Origin of the sequence: Streptococcus sp. S784/96/1, assembly GCF_902729355.1 — a bacterium.
Taxonomy (GTDB): domain Bacteria; phylum Bacillota; class Bacilli; order Lactobacillales; family Streptococcaceae; genus Streptococcus; species Streptococcus caledonicus.
Genome location: NZ_CACVCC010000028.1, coordinates 1 through 17,540 on the forward strand (window position 1 = coordinate 1; position 17,540 = coordinate 17,540).

Genomic DNA, 17,540 nt, shown 5'->3' on the forward strand with positions numbered 1-17,540 from the left:
TCATGATAGAAAGCGTGGAAGTGACTATCTTCCAAGGCATTCACCACTTTTTCAATGGTAAAGACAATATGGTCTTGTGGCAAGAAAAAACTTATTTCTAGTGATAAAGTCGTTTGATTTGTATTATAGTGAATATGTATGAGATAGCCTTTCTAAATGGTTTATTGAGCAATTCTATTTTATCAAGACTATCGCAACCATGCAAAAAAGCAACGGGAATCCGTTGCTTTTTTTGGAGCCAAGGGATTATTGTCCCAGACTCTTTATTATTGGCGATGTTTAATTTCCATTTTCCGTAGTAGCTTCGAAGTGGTTTTGAATTTGAGAAGTTGACTCTTGAAGACTTGATTCAGGATTTGAAGTGTTTTCTGATTGCTCAGTTGAACTAGTAGTGCTAGAAGCGGTGGTTGTTTCATAATAGTAATTATAACTTTGAGTCGCATTGCTGAGGTAGAGATAATTACCACTACGATAAAGACCATCCGGCATTGTCCAGTCTTCGTTGTAACCGCCAGTTAAATAAGTCATCATCTCACGATAAACATCAGTAGCAATATCTAGTCCTGAACCGTAGACTGGTGTCAGACGGTTTTTGTAACCTGTCCAAACAGCCATAGAGTATTGAGGAGTGTAACCGACAAAGTTTTCGTCTGGGGCCATCAGTCCGACATTCCAGTTATTTAAACCTAAGGTTTCATTAATAGTAGCAAGTTCCTCGTCAGTATAGTTAGAGGTTCCTGTTTTTCCAGCTTGATTGAGCCCGTAGATTTGCGCACGAGTTCCTGTACCGTAGTAGAGGACTGTTTTGAGCATGTCAGTCATCATATAGGCTGTTGTCTCTTTCATTGCACGATTACTTTTAGCTTCGTAAGTTTTATTTGAACCATCGCTGAAAACTATTTTGTTAACATATTGTGGCTCATAGTAGATACCTCCGTTGGCAAAGGCGGCATATGCAGCAGCCATTTTTTCGCTGCTTGCTCCATATTGTTGATCATTACTTGATGTGGAGCTAGAAATGGCATTGGAATAGTATAACTCGGGATATGTAATCCCTAAACCGGCTAAGAAGTCACTTGCTTTTTTGAGTCCAGTTGCTTCCAAAGCTCGTACAGCAGGAATATTACGAGATTGCATGATAGCGGTCTGCATTGTCATCCAGCCATAATATTGTCTATCCCAGTTATAAATTTGAGTTTTTGTATTCGGCCAATAATAAATGGAGTCGTTTAGGTTTTGTGCCGTTGAAGTATAAACTTCGTTTTCAAGGGCAGGTGCAAAATCGGTGATTGGTTTCATGGTAGAACCCCAGTCACGATCAGTCAATACAGCTTGATTGGTACCAAATGTGATGTCTTCTTGCTGATTTCGAACACCAAGTTGGGCGATAACGTGACCATTTGTAACATCCATCACGGTAGAAGCAACTTGGAATTCTTCGTCAGGATATGCTACATAAGTGTCCGTGTTGTAAATATCATGTAAGTGCTCTTGTGCTGCACTATCAACGTTAGTGTAAACCTTAAGTCCGGCGCTAAAAATATCAAGACCTGTTTTTTCGTGGACTTCAGAAATAACTTCTGTCAAATAATTATCAAAATATTTTGGAAAACTTGTAGCAGGTTTTAATGTTTGTAAACCATCAGTGATAGGAGTTGATAGGGCTGTATTATATTCTTCCTTAGAAATGTATTTGTGACGATACATTTGAGAGAGCACCGTATCACGGCGTTTGGTTGCTAATTCAGGTTGCGTATAGGGATCGTACTGACTCGGAGCTTGAGGAATACCGGCAAGTAGAGCTAATTGAGGAATGGATAATTCAGTTAAATCTTTACCAAAGTAAGATTTTGATGCGGTACGCATGCCGTAGTTTCCATTTCCCATGTAAACTTTGTTAATGTAAAAAGTTAAAATCTCTTCTTTTGTAAATTGGCGTTCTAGTTGGAGTGCTAACCAAATTTCCTGAAGTTTCCGTTTGATAGTACGATCAGATTCTGCGGTTGAGAAATATGCTAACTTGATTAACTGTTGATCAAGTGTCGAACCGCCTTGTGTTGTATCGTTAGTCAGATTATGCCAGATGGAACCCAAAATACGATAAATATCAATTCCACGATGCTGGAAAAAACGGTGATCTTCAATGGAAACAACGGCATTAACTAAACCAATAGGAATGCTATCAGAAGTGACTAATTCTCTTTTTTCAGTTCCTAAATCTGCAATAAGATTTTGATCTTTATCATAAATCAAGCTGGAACTAGTCGCTTGTAATTTTTCTTGAGAAAGTTCTGGAGCTTGGCTAGCATAAAAAGCAAAAATACTGCCACCTGCTATAACAGCTAAGATAATAATGCTTAATATAGTAATCGAAAAATATCCTAAGATTTTTTTCAAAAGGACAGATTGATTTGTTTTAGAGGATTTTGTTCTGTTTCTTGCGTTTTTGATGTTAATCACCGCCTAAAATATATTTATCTATGATATCTAGGAAAGGCACCTGAGGGAAGGCACCTGTTTCTATAGCGAAACCATTTTTTTTGATATAATCAAGAGGCATCGATTTAGTGCCTTGATCAATCTGGTAAAAATCGATCAGTGGTTTCGCAGGAAGAAGGTAAGTCTCTTTGAGACTAGAAAAGTGAAGGAGTACAAAGCAAATACCACCTTGTCGTAGAACATTAGCCATATGTTCAATTTGATGTGAATGAAAATTTTTCATTGGCATTGCTGTTTTTTGACGAGTTTCTTTAGCTTCAAAGTCAATGTAATAACCTTTATAGACACCCGAGTAGTCTGTTGTTGAAGCTTGCCTAAAGTAAGCTTCAACAATTTTTGCTCGACTTCGCCTGGGATAATCAACCTTAACAATTTGAATTGGAGTAGGTTTTTTGTGGATAACTGCCATGTGACGAGACAAGTAATAGTCGTTCGTTGTGTTAATAGCTGTTTCAAAACTCATGCCACGATTGGCAAAATCAATCGTTTTATGATTGGGTCTATTGTGCGAGGACGAGTGCACACTTCCCTTAATTTTATTGGGATAATTAACCATGAACCTTCCTTAATTTCTTCACTTATATCCCATTAATTATATCATAATTTGAAAAAGGATGACAAATAATGACCGCATTTTTAATAACAGGGTACAAAAATACAGAATTAGGAATTTTTCAAGATAAGGATGAGCGTGTTGAGGTGATTAAAAAAATTATCAGAAGAGATCTAATCAGATTAGCTGAAAATGGTGTTGATTGGTTGATTTTTACTGGTAATCTAGGTTTCGAGTACTGGGTGTTAGAAGTGGCAAATGAGTTGAAGCATGATTATGGTTTTTCTCTAGCTACCATTTTTACTTTTGAAAATCACGGAGAAAATTGGAATGAAAATAATCAGGAAAAACTAGCACTTTTTAAGGCAGTTGACTATGTCAAATATGCATTTGTGCGTTATGATAATCCTGGACAATTTAGACAGTATAATCAATTTTTATTGGATAATACCCAAGGGGCTTATCTCTTTTATGATAGTGAACACGAGACGTCTTTGAAATATCTTTATCATTTGATGACGGAAAAAGAACAGTATGAGTTAAAACGACTTACAATAGAGGAACTGAATGACTTTGCAACAGATTTATGTGATTGAGTGTAAAAACTTGATTTTTACTCAACTTTTAGGTAATATAGAATTGATAATGCTTTGATTAGCCAATAGCGATGTATGGAGTGTGTGATATGGCAAAAATTATGTTAAGTCCTAAAGATATTTTTGAACGTGAATTTAAGGTTGTTCTTCGTGGATATGATAAGGATGAAATTGATGAATTTTTAGATGAAATCATCAAAGATTATGAGACCTATGAAGCCCAACTAGAACTTCTTCGTCAGGAGAACGCGAGACTGCGTGAACAATTCAAAAATGAAATGAGTGATGCAGGTTCTGTTGCTCCTGAGACTCAGATTTTTACAGCACCGCTTGAATCAGAACGTGTTCAATCAGGAATCCCTTCATTTGCTAGCTCGCCTAATCAACCAAATGATTTAGCACGGTTATCAGCATCAGTGACTAATTTTGATATTCTTAAACGAATTAGTCGATTAGAAAAAGAAGTTTTTGGTAAGCAAATTGTTGAGTAAAGAGTTTTGTTTTAGGGATAAAACAGGTTCTTTTTAGTGAGAAATGTTATTGTTGTTTACCTTCCTTGATTATGGTTGCAATCTGGGACTTAGAAAGTAGATTGGAAAGAACCTAAAGTCCAGTCATGAAATGTCGCAGATGCATACTTTTTGTTGACGATTTCAAGTTATCTAACCAAAATCAACTGCTAATTTAAATAAACAAAAATGAAGTGTAATTTTCGGATAATCGCATGAAGAACAGGTTTTTTCATGAGGAAAGTCCATGCTAGCACGAGCTGAGATGCTCGTAGTGTTTGTGCTAGGCGAAACAATAAGCCTAGGGACGCCTATTGGTGTTACGGCGGGGGAAAGGGCTAAGTCTTTGGATATGCCTCAGTACTTCTGAAAGTGCCACAGTGACGTAGTTTTTATGGAAACGTAAAAAATGGAACGCGGTAAACCCCTCAAGCTAGCAACCCAAACTTTGGTAGGGGCACGAGATAGCCGGAAATGAACGGACTATTTTGACTGGAAACAGTAGACAGATGATTATCGAAAGAAGTGGTACCTAGTCACTTCTGGAACAAAACATGGCTTATAGAAAATTGCATATAGGGTAGGAGGCAGTGAAAATATTCCAGCCTCCTATTTTTCAGTTAAAGAATTCAGTGTGATGGTGGAAGGCAGTTCTTGTCAGATTGGCTTTAGTGGCCATTATAATAAATGACTATAACAAACGGTGTGATACCTGTTTTCTAATACTAAAAGTCTCTGAAATGTTTTAGCTACTTTTAAGCAAGTTTCAGATTAGAAATAAAAAGTTTCTGTGATTTTTTTGGGGAGATTAGCATCAATTTTATGATCTGCCTTGAGTCTTGAGCCGTTTAAGATTTTGTGTCTTGAATGGAGGAGGAAGTTGTTGTTCAGCATAGTGTCTCATCTAAACTTAGAACTAAGAGAGTGAAAGAAATTATCTTCTTCGAAATGATGATTTCAACTCCACTCTCTTCTTTTCTTGTGAAGCTCTAGAGGAACCGTAAAAGTAATGTAATCTTCTAAAGTGTGACTTGTGCTATAATAAGGCTAAGAATATAAGAATAAGGAATAAAATGAAAAAACAATTTAATTTAATTGCTACAGTAGCTGCTGGTTTGGAAGCGGTAGTTGGTCGAGAAATCAGAAATTTAGGGATTGATTGTCAGGTTGAAAACGGTAAAGTCCGCTTTACAGGAGATGCTCAGACAATCGTTGAAACCAATCTTTGGTTACGAGCGGCAGATCGCATAAAAATTGTGGTCGGAAGTTTTCCAGCAAGAACTTTTGAAGAATTATTCCAAGGCGTTTTTGCTCTCGATTGGGAAAATTATCTTCCTTTGGGTGCTGCTTTCCCGATTTCAAAGGCGAAATGCGTTAAATCTAAGCTTCATAACGAACCTTCTGTTCAAGCGATTACAAAAAAAGCTGTTGTGAAAAAATTACAAAAATATTTTCATCGTCCAGAAGGAGTTCCGTTGATGGAGAATGGTCCTGAATTTAAAATTGAGGTGTCAATTCTTAAAGATATAGCAACCATTTTAATTGATACAACAGGAACAAGTCTTTTTAAGCGTGGTTACCGTACTGAAAAAGGTGGTGCTCCTATCAAGGAAAATATGGCCGCTGCTATTCTTCAGTTAACAAATTGGTTTCCAGATAAACCATTAGTGGATCCAACTTGTGGTTCGGGGACTTTCTGTATTGAGGCTGCTATGATTGGGATGAATATTGCTCCTGGCTTTAATCGCACTTTTTCATTTGAAGCTTGGCCTTGGATGGATCGTCATTTGGTACAAAGCGTGCGCGATGAAGCTGAAAGTAAAGCAAACTATGATGTAGAGTTGGATATCATAGGATGCGATATTGATGCTCGAATGGTTGAAATTGCTAAGAGAAATGCCGAGGAAGCTGGGCTTTCAGGTGTTATTACCTTTAAGCAAATGCGCCTACAAGATTTTCGAACAGAGAAAATAAATGGTGTTATTATTTCTAACCCTCCGTATGGAGAACGTCTATTGGATGATGAAGGAATAACGGCTCTTTATCATGATATGGGTGAAACATTTGCACCGCTTAGAACATGGAGTAAATTTATTTTAACCAGTGATGAACGGTTTGAAAAGAAATATGGTAGTTTAGCTGATAAAAAACGTAAATTGTATAACGGAACACTGAAAGTTGATCTTTATCAATATTATGGAGAAAGAGTTAAACGCCAGCAGGTTTAGAAAGGGGATAACATGTCAAAGAAATACACGCAAGAATATCAACAAGAAAAACTCAATTTTGAACAAGCTAAAAATATGACTATTGAAGAGGCGGTTCGTAAAGAAGCTGAACTCAAAGCGGGTATTACTGAAAATGATAATATTTTAGATAAATATATTAAGCAAAATCGTGAAGAAGTAGCTTCTAAGAAGTTTGAGAACACACGTGAACTATCAGAATTAAGTCGTGAAAAGATTGATGAATTTATTGCTGAGCAGCGTAAAAACTTATCGCATTCAGATGATTTCAATCAAGAAAGTCAAATGTCTTCCAAAGAATTGATTAAAGTTGCGGTGGAAACCCCAGATGCTAAGCCTGTTTCTACCATTGAACCATTTGATATGGTGGAGAGGGATCAATCAGAAGAAGACCATAAGACTGGCTTAGGGGGAATTGAACCAGCTCAGCCTTTTTACAAGAAAAAAAGTCTATGGTTAGGAACCGCTATAGCTTTGATTCTTGGAGTGGCAGCAATAGGCTATGGCATGCTTCAAGGAAATCAATCAAAAGAGGCATCAGAAAAGGTCACGCAGACTAAAGTAACTACTGAAACAACGACAGATGCTTCTGAGCAGACTAATAAAAAACTTGAGGCTTTTAATAAGCAGTATGCGACATTCTTTAAAGATGAAGCACAGTCTAAACTAAAAAATAGCGAATTCGGAAAAGTGTCGGAACTTGAACGCTTACTGAAAGCTTTAGAAGGAACGACTTATTATGACGATGCTAAGAGTAAGTTTGAACGATTAAACAAATCTATTAAAGCTGTGCAAGCTGTCAATGATAAGTTTGATAGTCCTGCTATTGTTGACGGTGAAAAAGTAGCGAGTTCTTTAAAATCTGATGCTACCCTAAATGATCTGTCAGCAACGGTTTTAAATACAGGTAATGCTCATTTAGATACTCTCTTGCAATCAGTTGTGGCAGAGGCACGTACAAAAACGACTAATCCTGAAAATAGTGCGGCTGCTAATGCTCCTGCGAGAGATAGTGAGCCGGTCGTTGTAGAGCCATCTCAACCATTACCGTCTCAATCAGTAGCCGCTCCGACTCAACCGGTATCTGCAACAAGTATTTATGGGATAACTAATTATGATGTCAATACACTTCAACGTCAGTTAAGTCGTGTACCTTATAATTTTGATGTGATTGCTGATAAAGATAATCCTGCTTGGACTTTTAATGAAGGTATTCTTGAAAAAATTGTAGCAACTGCACAAGAACGTGGTCACATTGTAGGGAATAATTACATCTTAGAAAAAGTAAACATTATTAATGGCAACGGTTATTATAATATGTTTAAACCGGATGGAACTTACCTTTTCTCAATCAATTGTAAAACCGGCTATTTTGTTGGAAATGCTAAGGGGAATGCAGACGCATTAGATTACTAGAGTGAAGCTAAAACGAAGTTCTATTAGTAAATTAGGTAGGGACGATACCGTTACAATTTTTCGTGGTAAAGTCACAGAGTAATGGGGGTGGAAGAAATTAGGAAAACTCAGTTTCCTGTACCGACTACTACGTAACGTGTATTAGTCAAGGGATAATAATGCAAGAGTCATGACTTTGAAATCTGAATTTTTCCTTGAATTCTGGTTCCTAAGAATAGAAATCAAGCTGTTAATGCTATAAAAATTTAAGCGGTTAGAATACCTACCTTGTCCCTCTTCAAACAGAATCGTTAGCTGACGCCCCCTTTGTTCTTTTGATTTTACATCATTGCAAGGTTATCCGTAAAAGTTAATGTTGCATAGATAGGTAGTTTACTCGGATTTGATTTGGAGAAGTATGGAAAACTCTAAAGTTACAGTAAAAAGCATAGAATGACGTTATTTAAAACGCTATTTCTATGCTTTTTAGAATGATTATTTTTCAAAAGAAGGGATACGCAGAGTGACTTTTTCAGCTATTTAAGTTGTCCAAAATATCGAAATTTCAAAACACTGATTTCTTTCTTGAACTGCTATAGAAGGTAAGAAAAAGAAAGCGTTTACAGCTAATTAACTCGATATAGAAATCACTCATAATCTCCAATACGATAGGAAATTTGCGCTGTTGGATGTTGTCCGTCAGGTGATTGTTTTTACTGAAAAATAAAAATTTTTTCTTTTATGTATGTGCTTTTGGAAGAGCAACTTTAAAATTAGACAACTTTTCTTACAAAAGCATCATCTGAAATCCCCTGAGAGAGAATTAACTTAGCCCATTCTTTCGCGGCAAAAAGGCTATGATCTTTATAATTACCACAAGATTCGATAGTAGTTCCAGGAACATCTTCCCAGCTAGTAACAGTTGCGATTTCTTCTAAGCTAGATTTTAGTACTTTGGCGATAGTAGTTGTGTCAACTTGTCCCCACATAATTAGGTGAAATCCAGTGCGGCAACCAAATGGAGAGCAGTCAATCATACCATCAATGCGTTCTCGGATGAGCTTGGCAAGTAAGTGCTCAATGGTGTGGAGTCCAGCAGTTTCGATTGAATTGGTGTTTGGCTGGACTAAACGAATGTCGAAATTGGTAATCACATCTCCAGCAGGACCTTTTTCCTCCGAGATAAGGCGGACATAAGGTGCTTTTACGATAGTGTGATCAAGTTCAAAACTTTCCACGATAACTTTTTTTGTCATAAAATTTCTCCTTAAAAATATTTTCTTCTATCATACCATAAAATTCATTTTTAGATTGTGAAACGTTTTATTTTATGATAAACTTAAAGATAGTTTTGATTGAAAAAAACTATAGAAAAGAGGAGAATGAATGTTAAATGTTATATTAGCAATTGTTTCTATCCTCATCGGTTTAATGATTGGCTATGCAGTAATTTCGGCTAAGATGAAATCAGCCAGAGAAACTGCTGAGCTAACTCTTCTTAACGCAGAGCAAGATGCTGTTACTTTACGTGGACAGGCTGAAGCAGAAGCTGAGCATATTCGTAAGGCGGCAGAGCTTGAAAGCAAAGCGCATAAAAAAGAAGCTTTGCTGGAGGCAAAAGAAGAGGCTAGAAAGTATCGTCACGAAATTGAGCAAGAATTTAAATCTGAGCGTCAAGAATTGAAACAAATGGAGACACGTCTAAGTGAGCGTGCTTCTTCGCTTGATCGCAAAGATGAAAGTTTGGTCAGCAAGGAGAAACAGCTCGAATCTAAAGAGCAAAGTCTAACAGATAAATCTAGAAATATCGATGAGCGTGAGGAGCAATTAGCAGAACTCGAAGCTAAGAAATATGCCGAACTTGAACGCGTAGGCAATATGACTATTGCTGAAGCACGTGAGGTTATCTTAACCGAGACAGAAAATAACTTGTCTCATGATATCGCAACTCGAATTAAAGCTGCAGAGCAAGAAGTTAAAGACCGATCTACTAAGACAGCCAAAGAGTTGTTAGCACAGGCGATGCAACGTATTGCTGGAGAATACGTGACGGAGCAAACTGTTACGACAGTTCATTTACCAGACGATGGGATGAAAGGACGTATTATTGGTCGCGAAGGGCGTAATATTCGCACCCTAGAAAGTTTAACCGGAGTAGATATCATTATCGATGATACACCAGAAGTGGTAACCTTATCAGGATTTGATCCAATTAGACGTGAAATTGCTCGTTTAACACTTGAGGCTCTTATTGCAGATGGGCGTATTCATCCAGCTCGTATTGAAGAGTTGGTTGAGAAACATCGTAATGAGCTTGATAATCGTATCCGTGAGTATGGTGAGGCAGCGGCTTATGAAATTGGTGCTCCAAACCTACATCCAGATTTGATTAAGATTATGGGACGCTTACAGTTCCGTACATCTTATGGGCAAAATGTCTTGCGCCACTCCGTTGAAGTTGGTAAATTAGCGGGTATTTTAGCAGGTGAACTTGGAGAGAATGTTGCTTTAGCTCGTCGTGCAGGTTTCTTGCATGATATGGGGAAAGCAATTGACCGTGAAGTTGATGGAAGCCATGTTGAGATTGGAACAGAGTTTGCTCGTAAATACAAGGAGCACCCAGTAGTTATCAATACAATTGCTAGCCATCATGGTGATGTAGAACCAGAATCAGTTATTGCTGTGATTGTAGCAGCCGCGGATGCTCTCAGTTCAGCTCGTCCAGGTGCACGTAACGAATCAATGGAAAATTACATTAAGCGCCTACGTGACTTGGAAGAAATTGCGACTGGGTTTGATGGTGTTCAACAAGCCTATGCACTTCAAGCAGGACGTGAAATTCGTATTATGGTACAACCTAAGAAAATCAAGGATGATCAAGTTACGATTATGGCTCATAAGGTCCGTCAAAAGATTGAGGATAATCTTAACTATCCAGGAAATATCAAGGTCACGGTTATCCGTGAACTGCGTGCAGTTGACTATGCCAAATAGATAAGAAGCCGAGAGGCTTTTTGTTTTTTATCTGCTTCTCTCCTTGAAAAAGCTCTGCTATTTTGCTAAAATAGAGAGAAATAATATGAATATTTTTGTAACAGATGTGTGATTGTCAATGGGCATCTGTCATCTTAGGAGAGGGATTTTTACAATGTCTGAACGTGGCTTATTGATTGTCTTTTCAGGACCGTCAGGAGTTGGTAAAGGGACTGTACGTGAGGAGATTTTCTCTACGCCAGACCATAAATTTGAATACTCGGTGTCGATGACGACACGTCCTAAACGACCTGGTGAGGTTGAGGGGAAAGATTATTTTTTCCGAACTAGAGAAGAATTTGAAGAGTTGATTAAAAACGGTCAGATGTTAGAATATGCCGAGTATGTAGGGAACTACTACGGGACACCGCTAACTTATGTCAATGAAACTCTGGATAAGGGAATTGATGTTTTTCTTGAGATTGAGGTTCAAGGTGCTCTTCAGGTTAAAAAGAAGGTTCCAGACGGTGTTTTTATCTTCTTGACCCCACCTGATTTAGAGGAGTTAAGAGATCGTTTGGTTGGTCGTGGGACGGATAGTGATGAAGTGATTGCTCAGCGTATCGCCCGTGCTAAAGAAGAGATTGTGCTCATGCGTGAATACGATTATGCTGTCGTGAATGATGAAGTGCCATTAGCAGCTGAGCGTGTTAAGCGCCTGATTGAGGCTGAGCATTACCGTGTTGAACGTGTTATCGGAAGATACAACGATATGATTAAAGATATTTAGAAAAGAGATTACTGTTATGATGTTAAAACCGTCAATTGACAAATTATTGGACAAGGTTCCTTCAAAATACTCACTTTGTATTTTACAGGCAAAGCGTGCACATGAGTTAGAAGCTGGCGCAAATCCTACTCAAGGGTTTAAGTCCGTAAAAAATACTTTGCGTGCTTTGGAAGAAATTGAGTCAGGAAATGTGACGATTCACCCAGATCCAGAAGCAAAACGCGCTCAGGTCCTTGCTCGTATCGAAGCAGAGCGTTTAGCCAAAGAAGAAGAAGAACGTAAAATCAAAGAGCAAATTGCTAAAGAAAAAGAAGAAGAAGGAGAAAAAATCTAAGGTAGTCTATCTTGGATTTTTCCTTTATACAGGGTGTAGAACAGGGCTTGTCAAAAAGAAATGGAACTTCGTAGGAGGTTTTGCCGCTGATTTTGTCAGTTTTATTTCCTACCTTCAAAGGTCTTCCAGAGTTTGGAATGTCCTCACTTTTTAAGAAAAATACAAAAAGTAATTTTTGAATTTGAATCACTATAAATAAAATCTAAATAATCATATGAGTGTTATATTTAGAAAATGTAAAATAGTTTTTAGAAAGGAAATCTATGAAGAAAATTGCTCAGGTCATTGTTGATATGCCGTTGATGCAAACTGATAAACCTTTTTCTTATGACATTCCGAAGCACCTGAGAGACGTTATTTCTGTAGGTTCTAGGGTGCATGTTCCCTTTGGCAATGGAAATCGACTGTTGCAAGGATTTGTCGTTGATTTTTTGGATGAGACAGATACGGCATTAAAATCTGTTGCAGAGGTTTTAGACTTTGAACCTGTACTCAATAAGGAACAGATTGAGTTGGCTGACAAGATGCGACATACGGTTTTTTCTTATAAGATTTCTCTTCTAAAAGCGATGTTACCAAGTCTTTTAAATAGTCAATATGAGAAGTTACTGATACCTAGAGAGACTTTGTCAGAGGATGATCGGCAGGTGATTTTTGGTTCACAGTTCAGCCTTTCTGCTAATGATTTGGATAAAACATTAGAAAACAAGGTAACTCGCTTAGCACGAAGCGGTCAGATCCAGGTAGATTATCTGGCTAAAGATCGTAAAACGATTAAGACAGAAACCTTTTATAATGTTAATAAACGGCGTTTATCAGAAGTAGATTTAGGAAATCGTGCTAAGAAACGCTTAGAATTGCAGCAGTATCTTCTAGAAAATTCTCAAGATGGAAAAATAGCGGAGCTGAATAAATGCTTTTCATCACCTGTTGTTAAATATTTCATCGAGCATGGTTTTCTGGAAACTTATAAAGTCGAACAAAATCGTTCAGATGACTATTTTGGTCGTGTTGAAGAAACTGATTTTTTGACGCTAAACGCTCAACAACAAAACGTTGTAGATAGTGTAACGGAAAAAATTGGGCAAGAGAGCAAGCCCTTTTTGTTACAAGGAATTACAGGTTCGGGTAAGACAGAAGTTTACCTTCACATTATTGATAAGGTATTAAAATTAGGGAAAACAGCTATTGTGCTTGTCCCAGAAATTTCATTAACTCCCCAAATGACCCACCGTTTCATTTCACGTTTTGGTAATCAAGTGGCTATTATGCACTCGGGGCTTTCGGATGGTGAGAAATTTGATGAGTGGCGTAAAATCAAGTCGGGGCAAGCAAAGGTAGTCGTAGGCGCTCGCTCTGCTATTTTTGCTCCATTAGAAAATATTGGGGCTATTATCATTGATGAAGAGCATGAGGCAACTTATAAGCAAGAGTCAAATCCACGCTATCATGCTCGTGATGTTGCTCTCCTTCGTGCTAAGTATCATGAAGCTGTACTTGTTTTAGGGTCAGCGACACCAACGATTGAAAGTCGTGCTCGTGCTAGTAAGGGTGTCTATGAATTTTTACGGTTAACGCAACGGGCCAATCCTTTGGCAACTATACCAACTGTTCAGGTTGTTGATTTTAAGGATGTCATTGGTCAGCAGGAGGCTAGTAATTTTACGCCAGTTTTACTTGATAACATTCGTGATCGTCTTGCCAAAAAAGAGCAAGTGGTACTAATGCTCAATCGCAGGGGGTATTCTTCATTTGTGATGTGCAGAGATTGTGGCTACGTTGATGAATGTCCTAATTGCGATATTTCGTTGACCTTACACATGGATACACGGACAATGAACTGTCATTATTGTGGGCATCAAGCAGCTATTCCTAACGTCTGTCCAGATTGTCAAAGTCGGAAAATTAGTTATTATGGCACGGGAACTCAAAAAGCTTATGATGAACTTGAGGCGCTCTTGCCTGACGCCAGGATTATTCGAATGGATGTTGATACGACTCGTCAAAAAGGCGCTCATGAAAAGATTTTAGAGACTTTTGGAAACGGCGGAGCAGATATCTTACTTGGGACTCAAATGATTGCAAAGGGGCTAGATTTTCCAAATGTGACTCTGGTAGGGGTAATTAATGCGGATACTTCTCTCAATTTACCTGATTTTCGTGCTGCTGAGAGAACATTTCAGTTATTGACACAGGTTGCAGGGAGAGCTGGACGTGCTGAGAAAGCTGGTGAAGTTGTTATTCAAACCTATAATCCTAACCATTACGCGATTCAATTTGCAAAAAATCAAGATTATGAGGGTTTCTATAACTATGAAATGGACATTCGCAGACAGCTATCCTACCCCCCCTATTATTACACAGTTGGTTTGACCTTATCTCACAGAGATGAAACCTTACTTGTCAATAAGAGCTATCAAGTCATGGAAAAGTTGCGCAGCTATTTATCAGAAAAAGTCAAAATTTTAGGACCGACGCCTAAGCCAATCGCCAGAACGCATAATTTATACCATTATCAAATCATTATCAAATATCGCTTTGAGGATAATCTTGAAGCCGTTCTTAATGATATTTTGGACTGGACACAAGCACCAGATAATAAAGATTTGAGACTAGCCATTGACCATGAACCACAGAATATGATGTAAGATGTTAGCAATGAAAGGACTGTAATGAAGCCAATGATATCTAAGACCCCTGATGTCCCTAGTCAATTGACACAGGAAGAAATTGATTTTTTAACACAAGTAACCTTTTGTGAGGAAGTTTCACCCCAAAAATGTGATGTTCTTTTTATCTTTTCAGGAACTCACCCTGGTCATTGGGAGAAAGCTATTGAAGCCTATCAAAAAGGTTATGCTGATAAGATTCTTGTAACCGGTGGACGTAGTTTGACGGGCACGCCGCATCCTGATTGGCATTTTGAAGGACAGACAGAAGCAGATGTTATTATGGTTTTTCTTCTTGAAGCTGGTATTCCTAAAGATTGTATTGTTGCAGAGAAAAAATCGACTAACACCTTGGAAAATGTGACTTGTGCCAAAGAAGTTTTTGATTTTTCTACGGTTAATCGTGTCATGTTTATCTGTAAAAGTCACGCCACCGGACGTCAGTGGCGAACCTTGGTTAGGAACATCCCTAATGAGATTGAATACATTCCCTATACCTTTGATGCAGCGTATAAGGAAACTTCAATCAGTCGGTACAATTGGATGGAGACGGAGGTAGGTCGTTCAAGGGTATGGGGAGAATACTTACGAATTAAATACTATGGTGAAAAAGGAGATATCCTACCTTTAGAGAATGAAGCCATTACTTTTCCTATCTTAGACAAATCATGTTAAGATAGACTTAGATTAAGAGCAGTGAAAGGAATATCACATGACAAAATTACTATTTATGGGAACACCTGAGTTTTCGGCAACAGTTCTCAAGGGACTTTTGGCGGATGGTCGTTACGACATTTTAGCAGTCGTAACTCAGCCAGATCGTGCAGTTGGACGTAAAAAAGAAATTAAAATGACACCAGTGAAAGAAGTTGCATTGGCACACAACCTCAAGATTTACCAGCCTGAAAAATTATCGGGGTCTGAAGAAATGGCAGAGCTGATGGCTTTGGGTGCAGATGGCATTGTAACTGCAGCCTTTGGACAATTTTTACCAACTAAGTTGTTAGACAGTGTGGGCTTTGCGGTCAATGTACACGCCTCATTGTTGCCTAAATATCGTGGCGGTGCTCCTATTCATTATGCCATCATGAATGGTGAAGCGGAAGCAGGAGTGACCATTATGGAAATGGTCAAGGAGATGGACGCTGGGGACATGGTTTCTAAAGCAAGTACACCAATTTTAGATGAAGATAATGTCGGAACCATGTTTGAGAAACTAGCTATTGTGGGACGAGATCTTCTTTTAGAGACTCTTCCGGGCTACATTGCTGGGGAGATTAAGCCTGAGCCGCAAGACCACAGTCAAGCAACCTTCTCACCAAACATCACTCCAAAACAAGAACAGATTGACTGGACAAAGTCAGCGCGTGACGTTTTCAATCAGGTACGTGGGATGTGCCCATGGCCAGTAGCACATACTTATTTGGCAGGACAACGGTTCAAGGTGTATGACACAGAAGTGGTAGAAGGCGAAGGTGCACCAGGGCAAATTCTTGAAAAAAACAAGAAAACCTTAGTCGTTGCGACGGGTAATGGGGCGATTTCTTTAAGAGTAGTTCAGCCAGCTGGAAAACCGAAAATGGAGATTATCGATTTTCTAAACGGGGTTGGCCGTACCCTTGAAGTGGGTGATCAATTTGGCGAATAATTGGAAAAAAACTGCGCGTGGGAAAGCCCTTATCGTTTTAGAAGATGTTTTTCGTGAAGGGGCCTATTCTAACTTAGCATTGAATAAGCACTTAACTCAGTCGCATCTATCGGATAAAGATAAGGCATTGGTGACAGAGATTGTTTATGGGACTGTTGCCAGAAAAAAGACTTTAGAGTGGTATCTGTCACATGTGATTGCAGATCGGGACAAATTGCAGAGCTGGGTGTATGATCTACTGATGCTTAGCCTGTATCAGTTGGTCTACCTTGATAAAATTCCAGCCCATGCGGTGGTCAATGATGCGGTAGCTATTGCCAAAAACAGGGGAAATAATAAAGGTTCTGAGAAGTTGGTAAATGCGGTGTTACGCAAATTAAGTAGCGAGCCATTGCCAGACCCCCGTACGATTAAGCGTGTGAACAAACGCTATGCGATTCAGTATTCATTACCGATTTGGTTGGTCAAAAAATTAATCGAACAATATGGTGAAGACCGCGCTATATCTATTTTTGAGAGCCTTTTTATCAGAAATAAAGCCAGTGTTCGAGTGACAGAACCGTCTCAACTTAAGGTCATCGCAGCAGACACCGGGGCGCAGTTATCGGTATTATCACCTGTCGGTTTAACAAAAGCTAGTGGTAATTTTGCTGTAAGTGAGTGGTTTAAATCAGGTGCTATTACTATTCAAGATGAAACCAGTCAATTAGTTGCTCCAGTCTTGGACATTCAAGAAGGTGATGTGATTTTGGATGCCTGTGCAGCGCCTGGTGGCAAAACGGTTCACATGGCTAGTTATCTAAAAACGGGTACCGTAATAGCCTTGGATTTATATGACCACAAATTAGAATTAATTAGAGAAAATGCTGAGCGACTTGGAGTTTCGGATAAGATTAACACACAAAAATTAGATGCCAGTCAAGTTCATCAAACCTTTACATCAGACAGCTTTGACAAAATTTTAGTAGATGCTCCGTGTTCAGGAATTGGTCTCATTCGTCGTAAACCAGATATTAAATACAATAAAGAACTACAAGATTTTGAAAGCCTGCAAAGGACCCAATTGGAAATCCTGTCAAGTGTTTGTCAAACCTTGCGTAAAGGTGGTATAATGGTGTATAGTACTTGCACGATTATTGCAGAAGAAAATCAAGAGGTAGTGAAAGCTTTCTTAGCTAAACATCCCAATTTTGAGCAGGTACCATTAGAACATACACAGAAGGATATTGTGGTAGATGGCTGTCTAGCCATCACACCAGAACAATATTGGACTGACGGATTCTTTATTGCAAAATTCCGTCGAGTTGATTAGTGTTTTAGGAGGAAAA

General features: G+C 38.5%; 14 protein-coding genes and 1 other RNA gene. 12 read left to right on the forward strand and 3 right to left on the reverse strand.

From position 1 onward, the window contains the following. Window positions 1–279 precede the first annotated feature (279 nt). Together pbp1a and recU are read right to left on the reverse strand one after the other, a co-directional pair. Entirely contained in the window at window positions 280–2,397 is a 2,118-nt protein-coding gene (pbp1a, locus tag GZ996_RS09065; RefSeq protein WP_238385954.1) for a penicillin-binding protein PBP1A, read from the reverse strand. Between the two features lie 55 nt (window positions 2,398–2,452). After that, window positions 2,453–3,055, reverse strand: coding sequence for a Holliday junction resolvase RecU (recU, locus tag GZ996_RS09070; protein WP_156806985.1), 603 nt, complete (start codon window positions 3,053–3,055; stop codon window positions 2,453–2,455). Window positions 3,056–3,123: 68 nt separating this feature from the next. Between recU and GZ996_RS09075 the strand changes: the two genes are divergently transcribed. The 5 genes from GZ996_RS09075 to GZ996_RS09095 all read left to right on the forward strand — a co-directional run bounded on the left by GZ996_RS09075 (window position 3,124) and on the right by GZ996_RS09095 (window position 7,819). Further along, the gene (locus GZ996_RS09075) at window positions 3,124–3,648 is read left to right on the forward strand and encodes a DUF1273 domain-containing protein (RefSeq protein WP_161979094.1); all 525 of its coding nucleotides are present in this window, start codon (window positions 3,124–3,126) and stop codon (window positions 3,646–3,648) included. Between the two features lie 89 nt (window positions 3,649–3,737). Then, the gene (locus GZ996_RS09080; RefSeq protein WP_156806987.1) at window positions 3,738–4,139 is read left to right on the forward strand and encodes a DivIVA domain-containing protein; all 402 of its coding nucleotides are present in this window, start codon (window positions 3,738–3,740) and stop codon (window positions 4,137–4,139) included. A gap of 217 nt (window positions 4,140–4,356) precedes the next feature. Then, window positions 4,357–4,724: RNase P RNA component class B (gene rnpB, locus GZ996_RS09085), an RNA gene on the forward strand. Between the two features lie 506 nt (window positions 4,725–5,230). Further along, window positions 5,231–6,385 carry a THUMP domain-containing class I SAM-dependent RNA methyltransferase gene (locus GZ996_RS09090; protein ID WP_161979095.1) on the forward strand — a complete coding sequence of 385 codons (1,155 nt, stop codon included), beginning with the start codon at window positions 5,231–5,233 and terminating at the stop codon, window positions 6,383–6,385. Between the two features lie 12 nt (window positions 6,386–6,397). Then, the gene (locus GZ996_RS09095; RefSeq protein ID WP_161979096.1) at window positions 6,398–7,819 is read left to right on the forward strand and encodes a cell division site-positioning protein MapZ family protein; all 1,422 of its coding nucleotides are present in this window, start codon (window positions 6,398–6,400) and stop codon (window positions 7,817–7,819) included. Between the two features lie 752 nt (window positions 7,820–8,571). Here the strand turns inward: GZ996_RS09095 and GZ996_RS09100 are convergent. Next, on the reverse strand, window positions 8,572–9,054 hold the full coding sequence (locus GZ996_RS09100) for an S-ribosylhomocysteine lyase (protein WP_156806990.1): 483 nt from the start codon (window positions 9,052–9,054) through the stop codon (window positions 8,572–8,574). Window positions 9,055–9,184: 130 nt separating this feature from the next. Here GZ996_RS09100 and GZ996_RS09105 point away from each other — a divergent pair, with 130 nt between their 5' ends. From GZ996_RS09105 to rsmB, 7 genes are all read left to right on the forward strand, one after another. Next, complete coding sequence (locus tag GZ996_RS09105) at window positions 9,185–10,792, forward strand: ribonuclease Y (RefSeq protein ID WP_161980863.1); 1,608 nt, start codon at window positions 9,185–9,187, stop codon at window positions 10,790–10,792. 154 nt (window positions 10,793–10,946) lie between these two features. Next, window positions 10,947–11,561, forward strand: coding sequence for a guanylate kinase (gene gmk, locus GZ996_RS09110; protein ID WP_156806992.1), 615 nt, complete (start codon window positions 10,947–10,949; stop codon window positions 11,559–11,561). A 16-nt stretch (window positions 11,562–11,577) separates the two neighbouring features. Next, window positions 11,578–11,895 carry a DNA-directed RNA polymerase subunit omega gene (gene rpoZ / locus GZ996_RS09115; RefSeq protein ID WP_121835789.1) on the forward strand — a complete coding sequence of 106 codons (318 nt, stop codon included), beginning with the start codon at window positions 11,578–11,580 and terminating at the stop codon, window positions 11,893–11,895. A 263-nt stretch (window positions 11,896–12,158) separates the two neighbouring features. Further along, complete coding sequence (locus tag GZ996_RS09120; protein ID WP_162011887.1) at window positions 12,159–14,543, forward strand: primosomal protein N'; 2,385 nt, start codon at window positions 12,159–12,161, stop codon at window positions 14,541–14,543. 24 nt (window positions 14,544–14,567) lie between these two features. Next, window positions 14,568–15,239 carry a YdcF family protein gene (locus GZ996_RS09125; protein WP_162011888.1) on the forward strand — a complete coding sequence of 224 codons (672 nt, stop codon included), beginning with the start codon at window positions 14,568–14,570 and terminating at the stop codon, window positions 15,237–15,239. A gap of 37 nt (window positions 15,240–15,276) precedes the next feature. Next, a complete protein-coding gene (gene fmt, locus GZ996_RS09130; protein WP_162011889.1) occupies window positions 15,277–16,212 on the forward strand; it encodes a methionyl-tRNA formyltransferase in 936 nt (311 codons plus the stop codon). Further along, complete coding sequence (gene rsmB / locus GZ996_RS09135; protein WP_162011890.1) at window positions 16,202–17,524, forward strand: 16S rRNA (cytosine(967)-C(5))-methyltransferase RsmB; 1,323 nt, start codon at window positions 16,202–16,204, stop codon at window positions 17,522–17,524. The genes fmt and rsmB overlap by 11 nt, the downstream gene beginning before the upstream one ends. The last annotated feature ends 16 nt before the right edge of the window (window positions 17,525–17,540 follow it).

Bases quoted from the DNA above. Each gene is read 5' to 3' on its own strand.
- recU (WP_156806985.1), bottom strand. From the start codon at position 3,055: ATGGTTAATTATCCCAATAAAATTAAGGGAAGTGTGCACTCGTCCTCG.
- GZ996_RS09075 (WP_161979094.1), top strand. From the start codon at position 3,124: ATGACCGCATTTTTAATAACAGGGTACAAAAATACAGAATTAGGAATT.
- GZ996_RS09080 (WP_156806987.1), top strand. From the start codon at position 3,738: ATGGCAAAAATTATGTTAAGTCCTAAAGATATTTTTGAACGTGAATTT.
- GZ996_RS09090 (WP_161979095.1), top strand. From the start codon at position 5,231: ATGAAAAAACAATTTAATTTAATTGCTACAGTAGCTGCTGGTTTGGAA.
- GZ996_RS09095 (WP_161979096.1), top strand. From the start codon at position 6,398: ATGTCAAAGAAATACACGCAAGAATATCAACAAGAAAAACTCAATTTT.
- GZ996_RS09100 (WP_156806990.1), bottom strand. From the start codon at position 9,054: ATGACAAAAAAAGTTATCGTGGAAAGTTTTGAACTTGATCACACTATC.
- GZ996_RS09105 (WP_161980863.1), top strand. From the start codon at position 9,185: ATGTTAAATGTTATATTAGCAATTGTTTCTATCCTCATCGGTTTAATG.
- gmk (WP_156806992.1), top strand. From the start codon at position 10,947: ATGTCTGAACGTGGCTTATTGATTGTCTTTTCAGGACCGTCAGGAGTT.
- rpoZ (WP_121835789.1), top strand. From the start codon at position 11,578: ATGATGTTAAAACCGTCAATTGACAAATTATTGGACAAGGTTCCTTCA.
- GZ996_RS09120 (WP_162011887.1), top strand. From the start codon at position 12,159: ATGAAGAAAATTGCTCAGGTCATTGTTGATATGCCGTTGATGCAAACT.
- GZ996_RS09125 (WP_162011888.1), top strand. From the start codon at position 14,568: ATGAAGCCAATGATATCTAAGACCCCTGATGTCCCTAGTCAATTGACA.
- fmt (WP_162011889.1), top strand. From the start codon at position 15,277: ATGACAAAATTACTATTTATGGGAACACCTGAGTTTTCGGCAACAGTT.